The sequence below is a fragment of the Pedobacter sp. GW460-11-11-14-TSB4 genome (assembly GCF_059423705.1).
Window position 1 is genome coordinate 1 of the sequence record NZ_JBWKYI010000001.1, and the last position, 24,407, is coordinate 24,407.

Consider the following 24,407-nt stretch of genomic DNA (forward strand, 5'->3'; position numbering starts at 1 on the left):
ACATTTGTCCGGGTTTTCTTTTTTAAATCCTTTTACAATTTTACCTTTTTAGCTTTTGGTTCAGGTTTTTCTGGTAATTGTATCGATAAAATTAAATCAATGCTTTCCGAATTGGTTTCGTAATCGGCTGCAATTTTTTCCCATCTTTTTAATTCTGATTGTAAGGTTTCGATTTCCTTACCTAATGATTCGATCTTATTCTGGATTGATTTTCTAACGTTTGTATTTGCCATAACACAAAATTATGATTTGATGGCATATCTTTAAACATCTTTGCGGTGAGGATGCCTGTAAAAAATGCTAAGTGTTCTATTTCAATGAGTTTTATTCTCATAAAATTTTCAACAATAGTGAAGAATCACTGAATTTGCACACCATAGGCATATAATTGTGCAATCATTTGCTATTTTTACCCAACATCCCTGATTAATATGAAGAAAAATAGCAACTGCGATCTTAAAACCTGTTTTATGTGCCAACTTACGCTAAAAGAATGGCATCCTGCCATTGAGGCCCACAAACGGAATTTTATCGCTAAAAAAGGGGAAGTAATTATCAAAGAAGGTGATCCGGTGAGCGGTGTTTACTTTGTGACTTCGGGCAATGTAAAAGTGCATAAACAATGGGGCGATAAGGAACTGATTTTAAGATTTGCAAACGATGGGGCGATAATCGGACATCGGGGAATCAGCAGCCGTATTTCTACCTATCCGATATCGGCAACGGCTTTAGAAACCACTAAACTTTGCTTCGTTGACATCGATTTTTTTAAAAGCACCATAAAAGTAAACCAGGAATTTGCCTACGGTTTATTAATGTTTTATGCTGACGAGCTGCATGCCTCGGAAAAGAAAATGCGCAATTTAGCACTCATGTCGGTTAAAGGAAGGCTTGCCGTGGCTATTTTAGGATTGAGGGATCAATTTGGATTGGATGCTGAAGGATTTTTAAATTTAGCATTAAGCCGTCAGGATCTGGCTGCTTTTACGGGCGCAACTTACGAAACCGTTTTTAGGACCATGAATGAACTGCTTGCTGAAAAGTTAATCGTAGTAAAAGGAAAGCAAATCGGTATTTTAAACGAAGCCGGGCTGACAGATTTGAGTAACAAATAATTAAGGTTTATATGTTGGGAATCGTTTTATGCGGTGGACAGAGTTTACGGATGGGCACCGATAAGGGTTTACTCAGCCATCAGGATAAACTATGGGCACAGTTGGCATGCGATAAGTTAAGCTCGCTTGAGCTCCCCGTAAAATTTTCAGTTAATCCATCGCAGCAAGAAACCTATGCGGGCTATTTTGTAAAGGAGCAGTTAATTGTAGACAATCCTTCACTTGATATCAGAGGGCCATTATTAGGTGTACTTTCTGCCCACTTATCAAATCCTGAAGAAGATTTGTTTTTATTGGCCTGTGATATGCTGATGATGGAGGCCCGATTGCTGGAAAAACTTATCCATTCATTTAAAACTGATCATTCTTTTGATGCTTATATTTTCATTAAGGATAAGCAGCAAGAACCCTTGTGTGGGATTTATAAAGCTGCAGGTTTGAAAAATATAATGCACCTGCTTCAAACCAGCGGTTTGCCTAAACACAGTATGAAATACATTTTAAGCAATTTGCATGTTTGCGAAATTGTGGTTGATGACGCTGATTATCGTTATTTCGGGAATTTTAATTCTCATGCCGAAATTAATGGCTTATAATAATTGCAAAGCGGATTGATCAATTTTAGTGAAATTATTTTTCTCTCCCTCGCAAAGCGTGCAGCAATAATCATCCGGTAAATCTTTAAATGCAGTGCCCGGATTAATGTTGTTTTCAGTTTCTCCGATCCGCTCATTATAAACCGTTAAACAGTTATTACATTGATATAGAAAATCGCCATCTTTTATTATGGTTTCTTCTGTTTGCAAGCTTTGTTTTTGTTTACCTGTTTTAATGGCATTTAAACGATATTTATAGAACTTGAATATCGAACGCCTTATTTGTTCCGGCAACAGAAAGCTGGGGTTACTTCGGCTAAAAATCTCACCGGTACGTTCGTTGGGATTAAAATCTTTAGCACAAAGGATATCATAAACAGGGAATAGTTTTAATCCCAATACATCAAACAAGTGGCGTTTTTGGATCAGGATACTGCTAAAAACCTCACTTTTTTTACGGGTTTTAATGCCGAAGCAGATCCCAAATGTTCGGGTATCATCAATGCTTAAATGTTTAACCAGAAAGCTTTTTAATGCCAAACCTTCGTTGCAGTTATCTTCTACCTGGAAATTTAGCTCGTTGGCTGCATGCCTCATATTAATCTCAAATTCTTCAAGCAGCGCATTCCAAAGGTTTTTATCTTTCTCGTCAATCCCTTTTATAATGATGGTTTTCCAGGAAGTACAACACAACTGACCGAGTTTGGTGTCTAAACAAAGTTGGCACAGTTTCTTTAAAAATGCAATGCTGAAAAGTTCATCACGCCTGTAAATGCCCAGCCAATATTTGTTGTTGTAGCGGTTTAAGCCCTCGTAGTAAGGCAGGTTAAATGAAGATAAGGATACTGTATTTTCAGCTGGTTTAAGAATGAGGTTTTCCGGATCTAATTGTGCAAAAAGATCTTCGCCATTAGCCAAGGCATTATCCACAAAGCTTGTGGGGTTGTTTTTAATGATGGTTTCTAATGCTTTGGTTACCTGAGCGATATGATTGGTGTAGCAGAGTTGGTTCCACTCGTAGGTTACATTGGTTTTTGGAAAGCGGATAATCAAATGCCAGTAATGTTCGGATTGTGAAGAGGCAATCCAGTTGATATTGCCTGTTAGCATGGGCGTGAAACTCTGATCGCTATCGCAGATATTTACTTTTATGGAAGGTTTAAAATCGATGTCATCCAAAATATCTTTATACACACCTTCGGTAAGCCAGGTTTTACGGATAAAAATTTCTTCGGCTGGGTAAGAGCTGATGATGTTCGGGAAATTATTGCTGTCTACTTCATAATCGATCCCGAGTTTATTCATTTCACCCGTAAAGATGTCAATATTGTAGGTTGTCGTATCAATCAATAACTGCTGGCGGAGCCCAAAACGAACATATTGTATCCTTGCTTTTGTTGCTGCAACCAGGATGTTGTACAGGTTGCCCGGTGATATGATGCCACCTGGAAAGTTAATGATGATGGTTTGATACATGGCTTAACTGTTTAGAAGTCCAAATTCTACTATTGCTTTAGGGAAGTTCTTGTTTTCGTGTCCTGGGCGGCATAATTTTAAAAGTGCAAACCTTTGGATGTTGGTGAGTTTACGCCACTGGTTTATGGAAAGCTGAAGCTGCAGTTCGGCCGATTTTTCGCTCAGCATCGAAGGGATTTGATGCAGATTTCCCCAGTCGGGTAAAGGGTCGATCGCCATTGTTGTAGCCTGGTTTCCGGTATATTTCGTAATCAGGCCTATCAGAAATTGATGGTACTTATCTGTTTGTTCCTGGGTTGAAACCGGTAATAACGCCAGCTGGATTCTTTCTGATGGATGAAATTTGCTCCATTCTGCCAATTTTAACTTTATTCCTGCAGCATCCATCTTAAAACGGACAACCATAGGAATGCAACGCATATTTTCTTCAATAAAATCTTCTTCGAACTTAAAATATTCAATCCCTTTAAGGTTTTTAAATTCTGAAGGACCCATTTTTAATTTCATCATTTTGTTTAATTATAAATATTCTTTAACAATCTGTCGTCATTCCCGCGCAGGCGGGAATCTTAAAGCTTATGGTATTCCTGGTCGTTTACTAATGACAATTTTCTAAAATCGATCGTCATTGCGAGGAGGAACGACGAAGCAATCTTTCCAACCTACGATAAAGATTGCTTCACGAAGAATCGGGACGAGTAGTCGACACACATCATAGGGGATTTGATCAAAGTCCTTCGACAAGCTCAGGATGACAATTCGTATTATGATACAAGCTTATGAAGAATCACCGAAATCTATCATTTCTTTATTTTAATCATCTCTTTAATGTTTCAATGCGTTACGTCATGCTGAATTCGTTTCAGCATCTTTTTTACAGGATAGATCCTGATTCCGAAACATTCGGGACAGGATGACGGATCGCCAAAACTTATCATGTATCTGCTAAAACCGGCTTAGGTTCTGTTTTTAAAACGTTTACAAACGAATCCAAAATTGCCTTTACTTCTGGCCGGCAGCTGCCACAGCCCATTCCCGCACCTGTTAACTGGCAGAGTTGCAAATGATCTTTACAGCCATCTTTTATTTTATTGATCAGATTGCCCTCGCCAACATTATTACAGCTGCAAACGGTTTTGCCAATAATTGGCTCGGTGGTTTTACCACTCCTTAATAGTTGAAGCCGTTTTTCACTCAGCTCCATTTTATTTTCGATCAGGTTTCTGAACTCCAGGAATTCACTTTTATCGCCAATTAATATCGCTCCAACCAGTTTATCGTTGTGTACAATGCATTTTTTATAGTACCGTTTTGCTTTATCAATGAAAACAATTTCTTCGTAGGTGGGATCGTTATTGGGTATCTCAGCCAGGCCTAAAGAGCAGAGTTCTAAACTGTGCATTTTGAGGATATTCATGAGCAAGCTACCCTGGTAAAATTTCGCAATATCTCCGCAAAGAAAACGTGCCACGATTTCGGCCTGTTGTTCTGCTGCTGCGGTAATGCCATACATCTGGCCTTTAAATTCGGCAATTTCGCCAATGGCATAAATATCCTTTTCATTGGTCCTCAGGTATTCATCAACCACAACGCCTCTTTTGCATTCTATACCGGCTTCTTTAATCAGTTCGGTATTCGGAACGGTACCAATGGCGATTACCAGAGATTCGCAATCGATCAATAGTCCGCTTTTTAAACGCATGCCCGTAATACTTTTTTCGCCGATAATACGGTCTACCTCGTCGTTATAGAAAATTTCGATACCCTTGCTGATCAATTCTTCATGCAGTAATTGACTGCCCAGTGCGTCTAACTGCCGCCCCATTAATCTCGATATCCTTTGGATGATGGTTACTTTGGAGCCGGTTTCGGCTAGTGAAGTGGCCAGTTCGATCCCCAGTAGTCCACCACCAACAATAACAACTTTCCCATTTGTGGTATCAACATGTTTTTTAAAGCTGTCGGCATCGTTACGGCTGCGCATGGTAAATATACCATTTAGTTTAGGGATATCTTTAAGCACAAAAGCCCTGCTTCCTGTGGCCAGAAGCAGAACGTCGTAAGGGTGGATTTCGCCATTACTATCGGTAACGGTTTTATCTTCTTTGTTAATTTTGTCGATACCCAATCCCCGGTGCAGTTTAATCCTATAATCGGTTTCCTCGCTATCGCTCATTTTAATGAGGTTATGCCAGGGCAAAGTGCCAATAATATAATCGGGGAGAAGTACCCGGTTGTAAAAGGGGAAATTTTCTTTACTAAAAATTTCGATATCATCTTCGGTATTTAAAGCCCTGTAACTTTTAACAAAACCACAGGCGCCTGCACCTGCCCCAATCACAATGATCTTTTGTCGCGCTTTTTTGTATAGTTTTACTTCTACAGCACTAAACTTAAAATCAGGTTCTTTGCTTTGTGGATCCACCAGGTTATTCGTGAGGTTATTCACCCGGTTTAAATCACTTTTTAAGATTTTTCCCCAGTGCATGGGCATAAAAACCACTCCGGGTTTAATATCTTCAGAAAATTTTGCTTTTACACGAACATTTCCCCGCAAACTTGAAATTTCGATGATGTCGCTGTCTTTAATGTTCCGAATCTCGGCATCAATGGGGTTAATTTCTAAAAATGACTCACTAATGTGCTGGTTCAGTTTATTTACCTTACCTGTTTTGCTCCGTGTATGCCATTGATCCCTGATTCTTCCGGTGGTTAAAATCAGCGGATGTTCAGGGGTTAAAGCTTCTGATTGGTTTTGATCATCAAATGACAGGATATTGGCTTTTTTGTCAGGGGTATAAAACTGGTGATCGGTAAATAACCTGGCTGTTCCGAATGCTTTTTCTTCTTTTGGGTATGGCCATTGAACAGCTCTTTTTTCTTTTAAAATCTGATAATTGAGGCCGCTGATATCAATATTGGTTCCTTCGGTTAAAGCTGCATGCTCATCGTATATTTCGGAAGCGTTTTGAAAGTCGAAACCATGATAACCCATTTTTTTTGCAAACCGGCAGATAATTTCTGAATCTGCTAAAGCTTCTCCAGGTGCTTCGGTTACTTTACTGAGGTAAGAGATATAACGACCTGCATTGGTCATGGTACCCTCTTTTTCTACCCAGGCCGCTGCAGGTAGAACTACATCGGCATATTTTAAGGTTTCTACTTTGTTGCTAATGTCCTGAACGACTACAAATTTTGCTTTTTTTAATCCTTCTTCGGCTACACGAACATCGGGCAGGCTGATTAAAGGATTGGTGCATAAAATCCATACAGCTTTGAGTTTTCCAGTATTTAGTTCATCGAACATTTCGGTGGCGGTTAAGCCTGGCTTAGCTTGTATGGTACCCAATGGGATCTGCCAAAATTTTTCAACCTCATTACGGTGACTTTCGTTGGCTAAAACGCGGTGTGCAGGTAATAAATTACTTAAACCGCCAACTTCGCGGCCACCCATGGCATTTGGTTGTCCCGTAAGCGAAAATGGTCCGCTTCCAGGTTTGCCGATATGGCCGGTAATCAGGTTTAGGTTAATTAATGAAAGGTTTTTATGGGTGCCCACCACACTTTGGTTAAGTCCCATCGTCCACATGCTGATAAAACCTTTTGCATTGCCGATGTAAGATGCGGCTAAACGGATATCACTTTCTTTGATGCCACAAATAGCTGCTGCCTCGGCTACTGAGGTTTCAAAAACGGTGGTATGGTATTTTTCGTAACCATTGGTGCTGTTGATTATAAAATCAGCATCAATTTTTCCATCTTCTATTAAACACCTGCCAATGGCATGGTGAAGGGTAATATCAGTGCCCGGGTTAAGCTGTAAATGGACATTGGCAAGCGAACAGGTTTGTGTTTTTCGGGGATCGCTAACAATGATTTTTAAATCAGGATTTTTCTCCTTTGCGGCTTCAACACGGCGCCATAGGATAGGATGGCACCATGCCGGGTTTGCGCCTGCAACAAAAATACAATCGGCAATTTCAATATCATCATAGCTAATGGGCACGGTATCTTCACCAAGGCTCATTTTATAACCAACAACCGCACTGCTCATACATAAGCGGCTGTTGGTATCGATGTTATTACTGCCGATAAATCCTTTAATTAATTTATTTACTACGTAATATTCTTCAGTTAAACACTGTCCGCTGGCATAGAAAGCCACGCTATCGGGACCATGTTTTTTAATCAATGCTTTAAAAACTGCTGCTGTTCTTTCCAGTGCGGTATCCCAGCTTACCCTTTGGAGGGGCATGTTTTTGTTGTAGCGCATTTCGGGGTAAAGCAGCCTATCGCTTTTATCGTTCGCTGTATAGTGAAGATTCATGCCTTTACTGCACAACATACCTTTGTTTACAGGATGGTTTTTGTCTCCTTCAACAGTGATGCGCTCATGGATATCTTTATTGATCACAATGCCACAACCCACCCCGCAATAACAGCAGGTAGTCGTTTTGTTCGGCGATATGTTTTTTTCTGCTTTCAAATGATCGGCTTGTATAATAGGTTTTTTCGCGCTGTTTATTTGCTGGGCGTTAGTACCAGGTCTTCTATTTCAGCTGTTTTTTGTGCCATAATGGTCCTGAAGATGAATACTGCAACACCAATTCCGAGGATAATAAAACCAAGTAAAGTAAAAGCGCTGGTATAATCAATCAGGTCTTTTTGAACGTTGTGGCCATTTTCGATTACATTTTTAGCCGCATGACTGGCTTTAGCTTTAAACATAAAGGCAATGAGCATGGCACCGATATTTCCACCAGCACCTACAATACCGGCTACGCTACCAACTGCAAGTGGATTAATGAAAGGAACAAGGCTGTAAGTTGCGCCGTTGGCCATTTTTAAACTCAGGCCGAAAACAAACATCATGAAAATAGCCATTCCGATATTCCCCGATTTCGCGAACCAGATTAAACCGATTCCCTCTACCAAAAGCAGTAAAGCGAGCAAAAGTGTTTTGCCATCAAATCCCCAGGTTTTGCCAATTTTATCGGCAACAATGCCACCCAGTGGCCTGGCAAAAATATTAATCCATCCAAAAATGCCTGCAACCATTCCGGCAACTGCTATGGTTGCGCCAAATGAATCTGTAAAAAAGATTGGTGCAAAGTTGTCTACCGTAATTTCTACGCCAAAACATGCGGCATAGGCGATGGTTAAAATCCAGGTGCGGTAATCCTTCGCTGCAATTAAGAAGGTGTTTTTGTTGCTTTTGATGCTTTCATCTTTAAGGTCTTTAAAATCACCTTTTGGGGTATCTAAAGTATAGCGGTGATATAAAAAGGCACAGATTAAAAGCATTACACCTGGGAAAATCATGGCATAACGCCAGCTATCTTCGGTGCTGCAAAAGCCTAAAGCCGTAATTCCGGATGCAATTAATGGCATAAACAAATTGGCCGCACCACCACCGGCATTACCAAAGCCGCCTGCCGTTGCATTTGCGGTTCCTTTGATGTTCGAAGCAAACATAATCGAGGTATGGAATTGGGTGATTACGAATGATGCACCAATTACGCCAATGGCCAGGCGGAATAGTAAAAAGGAAGTGTAAGAATGGCTGGTTCCGATTAACAATACCGGAATGGCACAGAGTACCAAAAGCCAGGTGTAGATCAGTTTAGGGCCAAATTTGTCAATCAATCTTCCGATCAGTAAACGGGCAATAATGGTGGCCGATACTGATGCAATTTGGATGTTACCCACCTGATCTTTGGTCAGATGGAGCTGCTCTCTCGCTATCTTCATCAGGGGCGCCATCCCGAACCAGGCGAAGAAACAGAAGAAGAAAGTTAACCAGGTGATGTGAAAGGTCTTCATCTGAACACCTTTAAGCGAAAATATATTAAGTTTATCTAGTGGTTGAGTAGTATGCTGTGTCATAATGGTTGATTTAAACGTGATCAATGGGTTATTTAAAATTTATAGCCTAAACCTACGCCAACGTTCCATTCGCCATTTTTGACTGCAGTTTTAGGGTTGTAGTACAAAGGTACTTGTAAGGCGATATGGCGAAAGGCTGCCGTTAAGCCAAAGCCGAGGTTAGGGGTAAGGGCTGCGTTTTTAGGCGCACCGGCAGCCACTTTATCTTCTTTGATCCGTAAACTTGGAAGTAGCCCCAATAAAACGGTATAGGGTTTTTTGCTGAATTTTATACTCGGTCCGGTACAGTTGATAAAAGCACCGTGATCAACGTAGCCGGCAACGATAGTACCATCGAATAAAACGGCTTTAGTTTGCGATTTAGCAGGAAAAAAGAACAAGGTAAGTGCAAGGCAGCCTGTTAAGGCTACATAATTAGAAATCTTCATGTCGGTTTGGTTTGGGTTAAATTTTTATCAAGAAAAGTTTAAATCTTACTGGGTCAGGTTAAGATTTTGGCGTTGTGCCAATATAAACAGTTCCGTTTTCTATCTTTACAGGGTAGGTTTTTATGGCGCATTCGTCGCCACTTAAACATTCGCCAGTGCTCAATGAGAATGTTTTTTTGTGAAAAGGGCAGGCTACCTTAGGTTCATCGGTAGTGGAGCCAATCATTCCACGGCTTAATGCCATCTGCTTTTTATGCGGGCATTCGTTTTGAGTGGCATACCACTCGTTTCTTCTGGTGAAATAGAAAAGTGCAATCTGATCTTCACCATGTTTTACACAAACGCCACCGTTCTCAATGGCATCCTCGACTCGGCAGGCTGCTAGCCAATTTGATTGTTCATTCATAATTTTGGGTTTTATAAGGTTTGTTAAAGATTATTGATTAAAATGTTTTCCATTCGGCGGTTCTTTTTTGTCCACGCATCTCTACAAATTCTATAGTTGGGTCTTTTTCTTCGGGCGCATTTACAAAATGAGAGAATCTTTTTCTGATGGCCGGATTTTCTACCGCTTCTTTCCACTCGCATTTATAGGTGGCGATTAAATTTTCAATTTCGCTTTCCCACTGTGCCGCCATTCCTAAACTATCGTTGATAATTACATTCCGCAGGTAGTCTATTCCGCCTTCCATTTTGTTCAGCCAGGTTGCTGTTCGGGTAAGCGGATCGGCAGTGCGGATGTAAAACATCAAAAATCTATCGATGTACTGAATGCAGGTTTCGCTGTCGAGGTCTGTTGCCAATAAAAGGGCGTGTTGCGGTTTGCTCCCGCCATTTCCGCATACATATAAGTTCCAGCCTTTTTCAGTAGCAATAATGCCAAAATCTTTGCTTTGGGCTTCTGCGCATTCTCTGATGCAGCCGCTTACCGCTGATTTAAATTTGTGTGGCGCACGGATGCCTCTGTATCTTTCTTCAATTCTGATGGCGAAACTCACACTATCATGTAAACCAAATCTGCACCAGGTACTGCCAACACAGCTTTTTACTGTTCTTAAGCCCTTTCCGTAAGCATGTCCGCTTTCGAAACCTGCTGCAATTAACTCTTCCCAGATAATGGGCAGGTCGTTAAGGTGTGCACCAAACAGATCAATCCGCTGACCACCTGTAATTTTGGTGTACAGATTATATTTTTTAGCTACTTCGCCAATTACAATTAGCTTGTCGGGTGTAATTTCTCCACCCGGAACCCTTGGTACTACTGAATATGAGCCACCTTTTTGAATGTTGGCCAGAAAACGATCGTTGCTATCCTGAGCCACATCGTTTCCTTTTTTAAGGATCATTTCGTTCCAAAGACTTGCAAGGAGTGAGGATACCAATGGTTTGCACACTTCGCAACCATCGTTTTTGCCTAATGCATCCAGTACCTCGTCGTAACTTTTTAATTCGTGGATATGGATAAGGTCAAAAAGTTCTTGTCTGCTATAGTTAAAGTGTTCACAAATTACATTCTTGATATATTTACCTTGCGACTTTAAGGTATAAGTCATTAAATCTTTTACCATCGGCAAACAACCACCACAACCTGTACCTGCTTTGGTGCATTTTTTCAGGTCATCAATGTTTTCGCAAGTGCCATCAGCGACTGCGGTGCAGATATCGCCTTTACTAACGCCTTCACAACTACAGATTAATGCGCTGTCTGGTAAACCTGTAATTCCGGCGCCGCCAGCAGCTTCGCTTCCTCCGCGTGCACCCAGTATCAGTTCTTCAGGATTTTCTGGTAATACAATGCGGTTATTAGAGGTCTGCAACAGCAGGTTATACGCTGTTGCATCTCCAATTAATATACCTCCTAAAAGGTATTGCCCGTCATTACTAACATTTATTCTTTTATAAACGCCTTTGTGTTTGTTTTCGAAAATGATGGTGCGGCAATCTGGCTCTGTAATAAAATTATCGCCGAAACTGGCTACATCAATGCCAATCAGTTTAAGTTTGGTGCTCATATCAAATCCGGTGAAAGTTTTATCACCTTCGCAAAGGTTTGCGGCCAGCACTTCGGCCATTTCATAACCTGGAGCAATCAAACCATAAATCATTCCGTCATATAAAGCACATTCGCCAATGGCAAATACAGCAGGATCGCTGGTCTGCATTTTCTCATCAACTACAATTCCTCCGCGTGGACCAACCTCAATGCCGCAGGCTTTCGCCAGTTCATCACGAGGTTTTATACCGGCAGAAATCACTAACATATCAACATCCAATGCGGTATCATCACTAAACTTTAATGCCGTAATACGACCATCGCCTTCGATACTCGTGGTATTTTTACTTAAATGGATCTGTAAACCCAGATCAGCCAGTTTAGATTTAAGCATGTCGCTACCGGCAGCATCAATTTGTCTTGGCATTAGGCGCGGTGCAAATTCGATGATGCTTGTTTTTTCGATGCCTAAATCTATCAGTGCTTTAGCAGCTTCTAATCCCAATAGTCCACCGCCGATGACAGAAGCGGTTTTGGCCTTTTTTGCATAATTGCTAATCAGGTCGAGATCTTCTATCGTACGGTAAACAAAAACGCCTTCTTTTTCGATTCCAGGAATATTCGGGACAAAAGCACCGGACCCTGTGGCAAAAACAAGAATGTCGTAGCTATAATCTAAACCATTGGCGGTATAAACTTTTTGAAGTTCGCGGTCTATTTTGGTAATGGGATTATTAAGAAATAAGGTAATATTTTGTTCCTGGTACCAGTTTTCTGTAGAAAGAGAGAGGTCGTCGGCTGTTTTGCCATTAAAATATTCACTTAGATGAACACGATCGTAAGCTCTGCGAGGTTCTTCTCCAAAAACAATAAGATTAAAAGAAGAAGTTTTGGATCTAAGCTTTTCACAGAATTTATATCCCACCATTCCATTTCCTATTACGATTATTTGTGGTTCTTTCATAAATCTTAAAGGTGTTTAGTGTTTTTTTTTAGTTTTATTGGTTGTTTTTTTGTTTCGAATTATTTGTTTTTATTAATTTTTATTAAATAATCCTTTTTAAATCATAAAATTTAGTATTTATATGATTTTTGATAGTCAAATATAGTCTTTAATTGTATTAAAAGTTGTTAAAGTGTGATTTTTATCATAGAATATTTAATTTTTTAATAAATTTTCATCACTTTTATTCTTAAATAGTTAAATCATTAAAATTATGGATCAAAAAACTACTGATTTTGGACTTTTTATAATGGGTGGAGGTCCTGGTGACCCGGAATTAATCACAATGAAAGCTTTTAATGTGTTAAAAAGAGCAGAAGTTATACTTTATGATAACTTAAGTAATGAAAAATTACTGGAAATTGCTCCGAAAGCATGTAAAATGATCTATGTTGGCAAGCAACCTTATGGAAAATACACGCCACAAGAGAAAATAAATGAATTAATTGTCGAAAATGCCCAGAATTATCAGGTTGTGGTGCGTTTAAAGGGTGGAGATCCCTTTATTTTCGGCAGGGGATTCGAAGAATTGATTTATGCAGAGGCCAGAGGGATTAAATGTCATTATATTCCAGGTATAAGTAGTATGCAGGGGGCTGGTTTTATCGATGTCCCTTTAACACACCGTGGAATTAGTGAAAGTGTCTGGATCCTTACCGGAACCAAAAAGGACGGAAGTTTAACCGATGATCTGAAATGTGCCATGAAAAGTTCGGCTACCGTTGTTGTATATATGGGTATGAAAAAAGTAGGCGAAATTTCTAAAGCTTATTCCGACGCGGGTTTAGGTGAAATGCCTGCTGCAATTATTCAACATGCTACCTTACCCAATCAAAAACAAGTAGTGTGTTCGGTTCAGCATTTGGAGGAATCTGCAGAAAAGGCTGGTTTAACTTATCCGGCCATTATTATCATTGGTAACGTAGTGCAGGCTAAAGCTTATGCGAACTTAAATCAGGGAGAACTTTTGTCGGCATAGTAAGGGTTTATTGGTTCATTAGTTCATTGGTCATTAGTTCATTCGTTCTTGATTATTAGTATATTGGTAATGGTTTATAGATTCATAATTGATTGCTTATGCGATGCTAAAATCTTTACGCCCTTAAGTCTTAATGGTCAGTTAAATAGAATTAACTGTCTAAATGTTATATATAAAAAAAGCCCGCAAGGGTTAGCTTGCAGGCGAATCATTAATATAGGTAGATTAATTTAACGTCAGTTCAATTACCGGGATTTCAAAGTTGGGTTTTTTCTTTGGTAGCTTTAATACCAGTGTGTTTCCGGTCGATTTTTGCGCATCAATCTGTACTTCAGAGTTATCGTGTAAAAACTGTGCATACTTTGCTTTGTCTTTATATCCATCCAGTGTAATGTAGCCAGTATTTGGATATTCGAACAGATGCACATATAGTTTTTTTGTGTCGTTGTTATAGGTAAGTTTTGCGCCTTCAGGTGCTTTAAATTCTGCCGGGGCAAAAGTACAATGGTAGATAGATTTCGAATTGGCATGCATCCAAAGGCTTAAGCTGTCTAAAGCAATGTTTGCCCGGTTATCAAACTCACCGCGCGCAGTAGGACCAACATTTAGCAATAAATTACCGCCGTTAGCCACAGAGGTGATTAATAGATCTAATAATTTTCTATTGCTTTTCCAGGTATTTTCATCCCGGTGGTATCCCCATGAGCCTGAAAAGGTTTGGCAGGTTTCCCAAACTTTACCGCGGTATTTTTCCAGTTCTTTCGGACTAACCTGTTCCGGCGTTTCGAAATCTGTACCATCTTCATAGTCGTTTAAATCGAGGCGGTTATCAACAATAATTCCGGGTTGTAATTTTCTGATCTGTTTCAGTAACTCAACCGAACCCCAATCATCGCGGCCTTTACCATTTTTTCCAGGGTACGAAAAATCTGCCCAGAGAATATCTATCTTACCATATTTGGTTAATAATTCTGTAACCTGGTTATACATGTACTTGCGGTACTTGGCCATATCCTTGCCTTTATTTAAGGCAGCATAAGCCTCTTCAGATTCTTTTTCAGGTCGTAAAGGATGAACCTTGTCTACGGTAAAGTCGGGGTGGTGCCAGTCAATAAGAGAATAATAGAAACCTACTTTTATGCCTTCAGCACGGAAAGCCTCTACAAATTCTTTTACCAAATCTCTTTTTGCCTGTGTATTGGTTGCTTTATAATCGGTGTACTTGCTATCAAAAAGCACAAAGCCTTCATGGTGTTTAGTCGTTAAAACGGCGTATTTCATACCGGCAGCTTTAGCTTCTTTTGCCCACTGTTTTGGATTAAACAGATCGGGATTGAACTGATCAAAATATTTTTGATAGTTTTCGTTGGTAATGCGTTCATAGTTTCTTACCCATTCGTGGCGAGCTGGCAAAGCATACAGGCCCCAGTGAATAAACATGCCGAAGCGAGCATCTGTCCACCATTCCATTCGTTTGGTTTTTTGGGCTGCTGTTTCATTGCCTAAGCGTTTTTGAGCAAAGCCAGGTAGGATTAGGCTTAACATTACCAAAACTGATAAAATTGTTTTTCTCATTGTGTGATTTCTATTGGTTAGGGATTAAAAAGCTAATTTAAGGAGGTGCACGCTTCTAAAATGATCGGATATGAGCAAAATATTAAGTCGAATTGGTTTAAAATGTTAATGATCATCTCCAGTTCGGCAAACTTTGCAGGCAATAAATTTGTTTAACAGGTATTATTAAATACTTTGATGAACTAATCGTGATGAAAAGCCAAAAAACACCTGCCAAACAACATCAGCAACCAGGCATAGAAGCCAAAATGAATCCAAGACCCGAAGTAATTAAAGAAAACTATAGGGGAGCGGGGAAATTGAATAATCAGGTTGCACTCATTACCGGTGGAGATAGTGGTATCGGTCGTTCGGTAGCAGTTCATTTTGCAAGAGAAGGTGCCGATGTAGCCATTGTTTATTTAAATGAAGATATTGATGCGAAAGAGACCCAAAAGATGGTTGAGGCAGAGGGGAAAAAGTGCCTCTTGATTAAAGGAGATGTTAAAAAGCCTGCTTTTTGCAAAAAGGCAGTGGAAAACACCATTAAACAATTTGGGAAAATTAATATCCTGGTTAATAATGCCGGGATGCAGGTTCCACAAAAAGATCCAAAAAAAATCGATAACAAACAGCTTGAGGATACTTTCCGAACCAACATATTCGGTTATTTTTATTTTGCACACGAGGTGCTTGAGCATTTTAAACCTGGTGACAGCATCATCAATACCACTTCAGTAACCGCTTACCGCTCATCGCCAAATCTAATCGATTACTCTTCTACCAAGGGCGCAATCACTTCTTTTACACGTTCGCTGGCCACAAATTTAGCAACAAAAGGCATCCGGGTAAATGCCGTTGCGCCAGGCCCGGTGTGGACACCCCTCATTGTATCTACTTTTGATGAAAAAAAGATTAAATCTTTTGGATCACAAACTGCGATGGAAAGGGCAGGGCAACCTTCAGAGATTGCTCCGGCTTATGTTTTTCTCGCTTCGGATGATGCTTCTTTTATCACCGGGCAGGTTATACATGTTAACGGCGGAGAAGTGGTTAACGGATAATTTCTGCTACCTTTAAATCTACCTAAAAACTATGGCATCAGATTCATCTAAAGATTGGCGTTTTAAACTTCACGAAATAATTTACGAATCGAATACACCTGCGGGTAAAGCTTTTGATGTAGGCCTGTTAATTGCCATATTTTCCAGTATTATTGTCGTGATGCTCGATAGTGTGGTCAGCATTCACCTGCATTATGGCAAATTGTTTAACATTATGGAGTGGGTTTTTGCCGCACTTTTCACCATTGAATATATTTTAAGGTTGGTGAGCATTAAAAAACCAATCCGATATGTAATCAGTCCTTTAGGGATTATTGATCTGATTGCTTTATTGCCGTCTTACTTAAGTATATTTTTTATTGGTGCGCAATCTTTGCTGGTTTTCAGGGCGTTGAGGTTGCTGAGGGTTTTCAGGATATTTAAACTTGGACATTTTTTAACCGAGATTAATTTCCTCACCCAGGCATTGAAGAATAGCGTGCGTAAAATCAGCATATTTCTGTTAACGGTTTTAACCATCACTGTTATTCTTGGCTCTATTATGTATTTGGTAGAGAAGCGCGAAAATGGGTTTTCGAATATTCCCGAAAGTATTTACTGGGCCATTGTGACCATTACAACCGTTGGTTATGGCGATATTTCGCCCATTACGCCTTTGGGTAAATTTGTAGCTTCTGTAGTGATGTTAATCGGTTATGCGATTATTGCAGTACCCACAGGTATCATTACCCATGATATTGCTCTTGCAGCCAGGCAGAAAAAAGAATTACCCGAATCGTGCCCGAGCTGCAGTAGGGAAGGCCACGATAGCGATGCCTTGTTTTGCAAGTATTGCGGATCATCGCTATTTAAATAAAAATGCCAGATAATTGCTGATCTGGCACCTTTTATAAGAGACATAATAAGCTTATAACATTTCACTATCTTCCTCGTCGTAGGCATTTGGATCTTTATCCAGTTCTTCTATGTCAGATTCGTTATAGTCATTCGTTTCTGTTTCATCATCATCTTCATCTTCTTCGTCTTCCGGATCATTGATTTCTTCATTTAGCTGTGTTCCTTCTCCATCCGCAAACGGAACTTCATCCTCCGTATATGCGTCATCTTCGGCTTGCTCTGGAGAAGCGTGGCCATCGGCTGCATTTCCTTCCGAACGGTTGATCTGAAACTGTTCGATGTTTTGAATTTCTTCTTCAGGTTGATTGTTTTCTTGATTTTCCATAGTAAAAGTCTTTTATAGTAGAACAGATTCAGATCAGGTTAAGTTTAAAGAAAATTTTAAATCTTAAACCACTGGTGTTGTAAGGTTTTTAAAAGATGGATATGATTTGCTCAAACTTTTTAAATGTTAGAGGGGTTTTACTCATGCATTTACCTTAATTACTTAACAATGAAAAACCATTTCAATACCAGGAAAATAGCAGTAGTGGGAATGATTATTTCAGCTACTTCATTTAATGCTGTTGCAAAAGCCTACTGGCATTATACAAGGTCATTTGATTACATTAATCAACAAGATAGTTTAACCACCGCTCAATTTTTGCAACAGGCAGCTATTGCAGGGATGAAAGAAATGTTAACTGGTAAAATTGCGTCAGATAAAGCGAGCGATAAAAAGGTTAAAGCGTTTGGCCAGATGATGGTTGATCATCATACCAAGGCTAACGAAGAATTAAGGGGATTGGCAAAACTTAAAAAGGTTGATTTGCCAATGAATACGCCTGAAGGTGGACAAAGGCCTGATGGCAGGGTAGATTCATCACCTGAAAATATGAAAGATACCTCAAGAACCAAAAATGCGGGAGGTGAGGCAGGTAATACTGGTCTGGCGAAAAAAACTGCGAATGGTGTTACTGAAGCTGACGTGACCAATGCGATCGAAAAATTAAATAATTTAAACGGGGTTTCATTTGATAAAGCTTATATCGAGATAATGCTTGTTGATCATCAAGATGCGGTTGCACTATTTGAGAAAGCATCGAAATCTACCAATAATGATATTAAAGCATATGCAAATAAATATTTACCAACCTTACGAAAGCATTTAAAACAAGTTTATGCTTTGGCTGATAAATCCAATAAATAGGCTTTTTTTCTTCGCGTAGACTAGGAGCTATACTAAAGGATAGCACTATCCTCTGGTATAGTAATAGCTTTTTGATACTTCGTATCTATAATTTTGCCAGACATAAAAAGGCAAAAAAAATGAAAATATTACATCTTATATCAAGCCCAAGAGGCGAAGCATCTTTCAGCATTAAATTGGGAAATGCCATTGTAGAAAAATTACAGGCCGCAAATCCTGGCAGCAGTTTAATTACGCACAATTTAACGGATACACCCTTTCCACATTTGGAGGAGGTGCATATCAATTCTTTCTTTACGCCGGTAGAAAACCATACATCAGAATTTGCGGAAGCCATTAAACATTCTAACGAAGCCATTGCTGAACTTAAAAATGCCGATGCGATTGTAATCGGTGCACCGCTGTACAATTTTGGTATTCCTTCTACCTTAAAATCATGGATTGACCACATTGCGCGTGCAGGTCAGACATTCAGTTACTCTGAAAAGGGTCCTGAAGGTTTGGTTAAAAACAAAAAAGTTTACCTGGCCATTTCCTCAGGCGGTGTGTATTCGGAGGGGCCAATGAAGGCTTACGATTTTACCGAATCGTATTTAAGATCCGTGCTTGGTTTTATGGGTATGGTAGATATTACGGCAATCAGGGCTGAAGGTTTAAGTATGCCTAACCTGAAAGATGAGGCGCTGGATAAAGCGGTTGAAAGCATAGTGCTTTAAAAAAAAGAATGAGGATGTATTATTTGTATAGTCTTGCCCCTCGACAAATTCAGGGTGACACTATATATTGATGATACATCCTCATTTTTGCTTAGTTGAGTAAATATTTATCTACTCTGTTAACAAAATCGTTCAGATCGAAAGGTTTGTTGATAAAATCTTCCGCATCGCATTTAGCCTTAACGGCGTTTAAGTGGTTATTAGCCGACATCATCATGACCGGAATATCATGTGTTTTAATATTTCGCTTTAGGGTATTACAGATATCCAGTCCGTTGCCATCAGGTAACATGATATCAAGAATGACCATATCTGGCAGGTGTTTACTCATTTGAAGCCAAAAATCGTTTGTGTTTGGACAAGTCTTTACCTCGTAAAGTTCTTCGATTAATAAAAATTCGATGATTTCCCTGATATTCGGATTGTCTTCGACTACATAGATGCACTTTTTCATAAGCTCTACTTTTATTATATAGATACTCACCTAGCTATCAGATGTTTAAGATAGTTATGCACAATATTAGAGTTATTAACCTTCTTATCAGCGCGTGTCATGCGTTTCTATAATTTTTACGCTGACTAAAAAAAATATGAAAATAAATTTTGATACTAATTTTTTTAGTATAGATTTGCTTTTGGAGAGACAGAATACTGGGAATATCTAAGCAGTAATTCCATGTATTTAATTGATGATTTTAAACAAAAAGCTTTTAGCTTGGTTTGTTTGCTGATATATTTATTTTTTCTATGACCGTTACCGTTTTAGCCATATTCGAAACAGATTTTAGACCAGATCTTTCATTAGGTAAAATCATGAATGAAAGACTGCGGATTGCTGCTGCAGATTTACAGGATATTCATTTACAGCATTTACATGCCATCGGGCAGCGTAGTGATGATCTGGTGGTTTATATCAGTTATAACCCAAAGTATAAAATTAGGTGGCGTGTAGTTAACGATGTGCCGGAGGATGTAGAAAACTTTGTAGCCCAAACCTGTGGTAATTTAGGTTACATTCACTGGAAAACGGCATCGATTAATGTTTTTAAGGGAAATGAGTAATAATATTTAATCGTTTCGTCATCCTGAATTTATTTCAGGATCTATCATTATGATAATAACTCTTAATATGATTGTAACTCATTAATTAATTACAAAAAGATGCTGACCACATAGTAGCTACAAGGCAATTGAAAACACTATTTCTTCTTGTAAAATAAATTCCGCATGACGCGTTCTAGTATGCATAATAATCAATAAACAAAAAACGAGTTGCCATTTGGCAACTCGTTTTTTGTTTTCTTTTTCGGTGGTCACCCTGAACCGAGACTTAGCGAGCTCACCGAAGGTAATTTATTTCAGGGTCTATCTTATAGGAGAATGATACCAATGCACCGAACAATAGGATAGGGTAATTAAACTAAAAATCCTCCACCTAATAAATCATTTCCTTCGTAAAATACTGCCGATTGACCTGGTGCAATGGCCGAAACATTATGATCAAACACGACGCGCATTTTATCTTTTTCCTGAACAATTGTACTTAACATACCCGCATCTTTATAACGGATTTTGGTAATCACATCATTCATGGGTTCTTCAATGCTGGCGTATTTTATCAGGTTAATATTGCGTACCATCGCTTCGCGGCGTTCAAGCTCCTCAGCTTTACCTAAAACTACGGTATTGCTTTCTGGCAGGATTTGCGTTACAAACATAGGTTCGCCAAAGGCAACACCTAAACCTTTACGCTGGCCAATGGTATAAAAAGGATAACCTTTATGTTGTCCAACGACCATTCCATTACTTAAAATAAAATTTCCGCCAGCTACTCTGTCTTCTAAATCTTCTACTTTATGTTTTAAGAAAGCCCTGTAATCATTATCCGGAACGAAACAAATTTCGTAACTCTCCGATTTTTTAGCCAGTTCTTCCTGTCCCATATCCAAAGCCATCTGTCTGATTTCAGATTTTGCAAAACTGCCCAATGGGAATTTAGTACGTGAAAGATTTTCTTGCGAAACGCCCCACAATACATAAGATTGATCTTTATTTTCGTCTTTTCCTTTCGAAATCACATAACGGCCGCTGTCTTGCTGACGGATATTGGCGTAATGCCCCGTTGCAATAAATTCGCAATCGAGTTTATTAGCACGTTTTAGTAAAGCTTCCCATTTAATGTGTGTATTGCACAAAACGCATGGATTTGGCGTTCTTCCCGCCAGGTATTCATCAACGAAATTGTCAATTACATAATCGCCAAATTCATCCCTGATATCCAGAATATAATGCGGAAAACCATAGTTTACGGCAAGTGTACGGGCATCATTAATACTATCTAACGAGCAACAGCCAGTTTCCTTACTGCTACCACCAGAAGTAGCATAATCCCAGGTCTTCATGGTTAATCCAATAACCTCATAACCTTGCTCATGCAACATTACCGCCGCTACCGAACTATCAACCCCGCCACTCATGGCAACCAGAATTCTACCGTGTTTACTCATCTTAAAAATATTGGATGCAAAAATAAGGTTTATTTAGCTGAAATTATTTAAAGCAAGTCAGTTACTTGTAAAAAGCGGTTACTAAATTGCCTGGATTTATCACTTAGTTGCCCTAAGATGGCTTAGGTGGTCAATAGTTTTGAAAATGAGTGGTCCGGTGTTAATGGCTGTCGGCAGTCCTGCTATCCCTTCAAGTCCTCACTCGTACCTCGCTGCGGGCTCTCCGTTCTATCACCTGCCTGTTGCAGGCAGGGGTTTATTTAACCTGGGTTGGTGCTTCTAACCCTTAAATTAATGCTATCATCAAATTGCCAGGTTATTTATCCGTGCGTTTGGAACGAGCGGAAACCAGTTAAGTGTCTTAAGAGAGTAGATGCGCGTTAAGGATTGCAAGGGTTCAGTGCCGGTTTTCACCGGTACCGGAGCGAAGCGCAGCCCTGAAAAGCCTGACCCTTTCCCGTATTTCACGGGATTGGGTAACGCCCCAATCAGTAAGCAATTTCTACTTGTCAGTTTACAAGCTTTCGGAACCCTGGTTATTAGAATTTAAAATAATAGCAAAAAAGATATAAATTGTATCTTCAACAATTAGTAATGTATTTTTTGTTTTACTTAAACGTTTTAGTCTTTCTTTTTATGCATATTTGAAGATAAATTAATACCTTAGAATTTTCAATAAAACAAGCTAAATTTTAAAAAGATATGATTAAAAAAATTATCCTGCCTTGTCTTTTGCTATCGGCCATGCTTGCATCAGCACAGCAGAATCTGGTGCAGTATGTTCGGCCCATTATCGGCACCTCGAAAATGGGGCATACTTATCCTGGTGCTACGGTTCCATTTGGCTCAGTACAGCTAAGTCCCGAAACGGATACTTTATCTTACGAAGTAAATGGAAAATACAACGGCGATGTATATAAATACTGTGCAGGTTATAAATATGAGGATAAAACAATTACCGGTTTTAGTCATACCCATTTTAGCGGTACCGGTCACTCAGACTTAGGCGATTTTCTCATTATGCCAACCCAAGGTAAATTACAGTTAAACCCTGGTACGGCATCAGATCCTAAAAGTGGTTACCGTTCGGCATTTTCGCATGCCAACGAAGTTGCAGAGGCAGGTTATTACAAAGTAAAGTTGGATGATGATAACATTACCGCCGAATTAACCTCAACCACGAGGGTAGGGATGCACCAATATACTTTCCCTAAATCAGATCAATCGCATATTATTTTGGATCTGATGGCCGGTATTTACAATTACGAAGAAAAAACGGTTTGGACTTACGTTCGTGTGGTAAATGATACCTTAATTACAGGTTACCGCCAAACCAACGGATGGGCCAGAACCAGAACGGTTTATTTTGCGATGAGTTTTTCTAAACCTTTTAAAAGTTATGGCCGTAAAAGCTACGATGCCAAACAAGCTTACAGAGGCTTTTGGGGCAAGTTTAACCAGGAACAGAACTTCCCAGAAATTGCTGGGAAAAAGCTAAAAATGTTCTTTGATTTCGATACCCGGGAAGGAGAGAAGATCAAAATTAAGTTTGCCTTATCGCCGGTAAGCCAGGAAAATGCCTTGCAGAATATGCGTGCAGAAATTTCGGGCTGGGATTTCGAAAAAGTTAGGGCTCAGGCACAGTCGACCTGGAATAAAGAATTGAATAAAATACAGGTAATGACTTCTAACGATAATAAAATCAATTTTTATACCGCATTGTATCATGCTTTTATCAATCCTACCACCTATACCGATATCAATGGCGAGTATAAAGGGTTAGATCAGGGTGTACACAAAGCAGAAGGTTTTACCAATTACACTACGTTCTCGCTTTGGGATACTTACCGTGCTTTACATCCATTCTTCAATATTACACAGCCTGGCCGCAGTAACGATATGGTAAAATCGATGCTGGCGCATTACGACCAGAGCAGTTTGCATATGTTGCCAATCTGGTCGCACTATGCTAATGATAACTGGTGTATGAGTGGCTATCATAGTGTTTCAGTAATTGCTGATGCGATTATAAAAGGTACTTATAGTGGCGATGCGAACAAGGCTTTAGATGCCTGTATTGCAACAGCAAAACACCGCGACTATGAGGGAATTGGCTATTATATGGATAAAGGTTACATCCCGGCCGAAAAATCTGGCATTTCAGTTTCGAATAACCTGGAATATTCTTACGACGACTGGTCGATTGCACAATTGGCTAAAAAATTAAACCGTATGGATGTTTATGATGAATTTATCAAACGTGCTAACAACTGGAAAAACAATTACGATAGTGCTACTGGTTTTATGCGTCCGAAATTGGCGGATGGAACATTTAAAAAAGAATTTGATCCAAAAGATACCGAAGGACAAGGTTTTATTGAAGGCAATAGCTGGAACTACAGTTTCTTTGTGCCACAGGATCCGGCTTCGCTGATCGAAATGATGGGCGGTAAAAAGAAATTTGCAACCCGTCTGGATACTTTGTTCACTATGCATTTACCAGATGAGTTTTTTGCGCATACGGAAGATATTACCCGCGAAGGTATTATTGGTGGTTATGTACATGGTAATGAGCCTGCTCACCATATCGCTTACCTGTATAACTGGACCGATCAGCCATGGAAAACGCAGGCGCAGATCCGCCACATTTTAAACATGCAGTATAAACCTACTGCCGATGGTTTAGGTGGAAATGACGATTGCGGGCAGATGAGCGCCTGGTACATGTTCTCTTCATTAGGGTTTTATCCGGTAGCACCAGGTTCTGATGTATATTCGTTGGGTAGCCCATTGATTAACAATGCAGTAATTAACTTAGAAAACGGCAAAACATTTACGGTTGAGGCCATTAAACAGAGTGATAAAAATGTTTATGTAGAGAAAGTTTTATTGAACGGCAAAGAAATTACCGATCATAAAATTAAACACTCAGATATCACCAATGGCGGAAAGCTTAGTTTTTATATGAGCCCGAAACCAAAGAAATAATTTTTCTCATATCCCT

Annotated in this window: 21 protein-coding genes; 9 read left to right on the plus strand and 12 right to left on the minus strand. The window is 39.5% G+C overall.

Annotated elements, in window-relative coordinates:
- Positions 1–32: 32 nt before the first annotated feature.
- Positions 33–233, minus strand: a complete 201-nt coding sequence (locus AC07YT_RS00005; protein WP_086546544.1) for a hypothetical protein — start codon at positions 231–233, stop codon at positions 33–35.
- A gap of 198 nt (positions 234–431) precedes the next feature.
- Here AC07YT_RS00005 and AC07YT_RS00010 point away from each other — a divergent pair, with 198 nt between their 5' ends.
- Together AC07YT_RS00010 and mobA are read left to right on the plus strand one after the other, a co-directional pair.
- Positions 432–1,115, plus strand: a complete 684-nt coding sequence (locus tag AC07YT_RS00010; protein WP_086546543.1) for a Crp/Fnr family transcriptional regulator — start codon at positions 432–434, stop codon at positions 1,113–1,115.
- A gap of 11 nt (positions 1,116–1,126) precedes the next feature.
- The gene (gene mobA / locus AC07YT_RS00015; RefSeq protein ID WP_086546542.1) at positions 1,127–1,711 is read left to right on the plus strand and encodes a molybdenum cofactor guanylyltransferase; all 585 of its coding nucleotides are present in this window, start codon (positions 1,127–1,129) and stop codon (positions 1,709–1,711) included.
- On the opposite strand, the gene AC07YT_RS00020 is transcribed toward mobA, so the two are convergent.
- The 7 genes from AC07YT_RS00020 to nirB all read right to left on the minus strand — a co-directional run bounded on the left by AC07YT_RS00020 (position 1,706) and on the right by nirB (position 12,458).
- Entirely contained in the window at positions 1,706–3,187 is a 1,482-nt protein-coding gene (locus tag AC07YT_RS00020; protein WP_086546541.1) for a rubredoxin, read from the minus strand. The genes mobA and AC07YT_RS00020 overlap by 6 nt on opposite strands.
- A gap of 3 nt (positions 3,188–3,190) precedes the next feature.
- Complete coding sequence (locus tag AC07YT_RS00025) at positions 3,191–3,697, minus strand: nitrate reductase associated protein (RefSeq protein WP_086546540.1); 507 nt, start codon at positions 3,695–3,697, stop codon at positions 3,191–3,193.
- A 424-nt stretch (positions 3,698–4,121) separates the two neighbouring features.
- On the minus strand, positions 4,122–7,673 hold the full coding sequence (locus tag AC07YT_RS00030) for a molybdopterin-dependent oxidoreductase (protein WP_494945109.1): 3,552 nt from the start codon (positions 7,671–7,673) through the stop codon (positions 4,122–4,124).
- Between the two features lie 35 nt (positions 7,674–7,708).
- Positions 7,709–9,073, minus strand: a complete 1,365-nt coding sequence (locus AC07YT_RS00035; protein ID WP_086546539.1) for an MFS transporter — start codon at positions 9,071–9,073, stop codon at positions 7,709–7,711.
- Between the two features lie 32 nt (positions 9,074–9,105).
- The gene (locus AC07YT_RS00040; RefSeq protein ID WP_494945110.1) at positions 9,106–9,501 is read right to left on the minus strand and encodes a hypothetical protein; all 396 of its coding nucleotides are present in this window, start codon (positions 9,499–9,501) and stop codon (positions 9,106–9,108) included.
- A 58-nt stretch (positions 9,502–9,559) separates the two neighbouring features.
- Entirely contained in the window at positions 9,560–9,907 is a 348-nt protein-coding gene (gene nirD / locus AC07YT_RS00045) for a nitrite reductase small subunit NirD (RefSeq protein ID WP_029276048.1), read from the minus strand.
- 37 nt (positions 9,908–9,944) lie between these two features.
- Positions 9,945–12,458, minus strand: a complete 2,514-nt coding sequence (nirB, locus tag AC07YT_RS00050; RefSeq protein WP_086546538.1) for a nitrite reductase large subunit NirB — start codon at positions 12,456–12,458, stop codon at positions 9,945–9,947.
- A gap of 253 nt (positions 12,459–12,711) precedes the next feature.
- On the opposite strand from nirB, the gene cobA reads away from it, so the two are divergent.
- Positions 12,712–13,476: a uroporphyrinogen-III C-methyltransferase gene (cobA, locus tag AC07YT_RS00055; RefSeq protein WP_086546537.1), complete on the plus strand. Its 765-nt coding sequence runs from the start codon at positions 12,712–12,714 to the stop codon at positions 13,474–13,476.
- A gap of 225 nt (positions 13,477–13,701) precedes the next feature.
- Here the strand turns inward: cobA and AC07YT_RS00060 are convergent, their stop codons facing one another.
- Positions 13,702–15,051, minus strand: a complete 1,350-nt coding sequence (locus AC07YT_RS00060; RefSeq protein ID WP_086546536.1) for an alpha-L-fucosidase — start codon at positions 15,049–15,051, stop codon at positions 13,702–13,704.
- Between the two features lie 191 nt (positions 15,052–15,242).
- Between AC07YT_RS00060 and AC07YT_RS00065 the strand changes: the two genes are divergently transcribed.
- Together AC07YT_RS00065 and AC07YT_RS00070 are read left to right on the plus strand one after the other, a co-directional pair.
- Positions 15,243–16,094, plus strand: coding sequence for an SDR family oxidoreductase (locus AC07YT_RS00065; RefSeq protein WP_494945111.1), 852 nt, complete (start codon positions 15,243–15,245; stop codon positions 16,092–16,094).
- Positions 16,095–16,125: 31 nt separating this feature from the next.
- A complete protein-coding gene (locus tag AC07YT_RS00070; protein ID WP_086546534.1) occupies positions 16,126–16,950 on the plus strand; it encodes an ion transporter in 825 nt (274 codons plus the stop codon).
- Positions 16,951–17,001: 51 nt separating this feature from the next.
- Here AC07YT_RS00070 and AC07YT_RS00075 read toward each other — a convergent pair whose 3' ends face one another.
- On the minus strand, positions 17,002–17,316 hold the full coding sequence (locus AC07YT_RS00075; RefSeq protein WP_086546533.1) for a hypothetical protein: 315 nt from the start codon (positions 17,314–17,316) through the stop codon (positions 17,002–17,004).
- Positions 17,317–17,484: 168 nt separating this feature from the next.
- Between AC07YT_RS00075 and AC07YT_RS00080 the strand changes: the two genes are divergently transcribed.
- Positions 17,485–18,180 (plus strand): DUF4142 domain-containing protein, encoded by a 696-nt coding sequence (locus AC07YT_RS00080; protein ID WP_494945112.1) that lies wholly within the window; start codon positions 17,485–17,487, stop codon positions 18,178–18,180.
- A 119-nt stretch (positions 18,181–18,299) separates the two neighbouring features.
- Positions 18,300–18,896 (plus strand): FMN-dependent NADH-azoreductase, encoded by a 597-nt coding sequence (locus AC07YT_RS00085; RefSeq protein ID WP_086546531.1) that lies wholly within the window; start codon positions 18,300–18,302, stop codon positions 18,894–18,896.
- Positions 18,897–18,987: 91 nt separating this feature from the next.
- Here the strand turns inward: AC07YT_RS00085 and AC07YT_RS00090 are convergent, their stop codons facing one another.
- Positions 18,988–19,350 (minus strand): response regulator transcription factor, encoded by a 363-nt coding sequence (locus AC07YT_RS00090; RefSeq protein ID WP_086546530.1) that lies wholly within the window; start codon positions 19,348–19,350, stop codon positions 18,988–18,990.
- Between the two features lie 293 nt (positions 19,351–19,643).
- On the opposite strand from AC07YT_RS00090, the gene AC07YT_RS00095 reads away from it, so the two are divergent.
- On the plus strand, positions 19,644–19,958 hold the full coding sequence (locus AC07YT_RS00095; RefSeq protein ID WP_057934638.1) for a hypothetical protein: 315 nt from the start codon (positions 19,644–19,646) through the stop codon (positions 19,956–19,958).
- 353 nt (positions 19,959–20,311) lie between these two features.
- Here the strand turns inward: AC07YT_RS00095 and mnmA are convergent, their stop codons facing one another.
- Positions 20,312–21,403, minus strand: a complete 1,092-nt coding sequence (gene mnmA, locus AC07YT_RS00100; protein ID WP_086546529.1) for a tRNA 2-thiouridine(34) synthase MnmA — start codon at positions 21,401–21,403, stop codon at positions 20,312–20,314.
- Positions 21,404–22,105: 702 nt separating this feature from the next.
- Between mnmA and AC07YT_RS00105 the strand changes: the two genes are divergently transcribed.
- The gene (locus AC07YT_RS00105; protein WP_494945113.1) at positions 22,106–24,391 is read left to right on the plus strand and encodes a GH92 family glycosyl hydrolase; all 2,286 of its coding nucleotides are present in this window, start codon (positions 22,106–22,108) and stop codon (positions 24,389–24,391) included.
- The last annotated feature ends 16 nt before the right edge of the window (positions 24,392–24,407 follow it).

Coding starts and splice junctions, on each gene's coding strand:
- AC07YT_RS00005 (WP_086546544.1), bottom strand. CDS start 233: ATGGCAAATACAAACGTTAGAAAATCAATCCAGAATAAGATCGAATCA.
- AC07YT_RS00010 (WP_086546543.1), top strand. CDS start 432: ATGAAGAAAAATAGCAACTGCGATCTTAAAACCTGTTTTATGTGCCAA.
- mobA (WP_086546542.1), top strand. CDS start 1,127: ATGTTGGGAATCGTTTTATGCGGTGGACAGAGTTTACGGATGGGCACC.
- AC07YT_RS00020 (WP_086546541.1), bottom strand. CDS start 3,187: ATGTATCAAACCATCATCATTAACTTTCCAGGTGGCATCATATCACCG.
- AC07YT_RS00025 (WP_086546540.1), bottom strand. CDS start 3,697: ATGATGAAATTAAAAATGGGTCCTTCAGAATTTAAAAACCTTAAAGGG.
- AC07YT_RS00035 (WP_086546539.1), bottom strand. CDS start 9,073: ATGACACAGCATACTACTCAACCACTAGATAAACTTAATATATTTTCG.
- AC07YT_RS00040 (WP_494945110.1), bottom strand. CDS start 9,501: ATGAAGATTTCTAATTATGTAGCCTTAACAGGCTGCCTTGCACTTACC.
- nirD (WP_029276048.1), bottom strand. CDS start 9,907: ATGAATGAACAATCAAATTGGCTAGCAGCCTGCCGAGTCGAGGATGCC.
- nirB (WP_086546538.1), bottom strand. CDS start 12,458: ATGAAAGAACCACAAATAATCGTAATAGGAAATGGAATGGTGGGATAT.
- cobA (WP_086546537.1), top strand. CDS start 12,712: ATGGATCAAAAAACTACTGATTTTGGACTTTTTATAATGGGTGGAGGT.
- AC07YT_RS00060 (WP_086546536.1), bottom strand. CDS start 15,051: ATGAGAAAAACAATTTTATCAGTTTTGGTAATGTTAAGCCTAATCCTA.
- AC07YT_RS00065 (WP_494945111.1), top strand. CDS start 15,243: ATGAAAAGCCAAAAAACACCTGCCAAACAACATCAGCAACCAGGCATA.
- AC07YT_RS00070 (WP_086546534.1), top strand. CDS start 16,126: ATGGCATCAGATTCATCTAAAGATTGGCGTTTTAAACTTCACGAAATA.
- AC07YT_RS00075 (WP_086546533.1), bottom strand. CDS start 17,316: ATGGAAAATCAAGAAAACAATCAACCTGAAGAAGAAATTCAAAACATC.
- AC07YT_RS00080 (WP_494945112.1), top strand. CDS start 17,485: ATGAAAAACCATTTCAATACCAGGAAAATAGCAGTAGTGGGAATGATT.
- AC07YT_RS00085 (WP_086546531.1), top strand. CDS start 18,300: ATGAAAATATTACATCTTATATCAAGCCCAAGAGGCGAAGCATCTTTC.
- AC07YT_RS00090 (WP_086546530.1), bottom strand. CDS start 19,350: ATGAAAAAGTGCATCTATGTAGTCGAAGACAATCCGAATATCAGGGAA.
- AC07YT_RS00095 (WP_057934638.1), top strand. CDS start 19,644: ATGACCGTTACCGTTTTAGCCATATTCGAAACAGATTTTAGACCAGAT.
- mnmA (WP_086546529.1), bottom strand. CDS start 21,403: ATGAGTAAACACGGTAGAATTCTGGTTGCCATGAGTGGCGGGGTTGAT.
- AC07YT_RS00105 (WP_494945113.1), top strand. CDS start 22,106: ATGATTAAAAAAATTATCCTGCCTTGTCTTTTGCTATCGGCCATGCTT.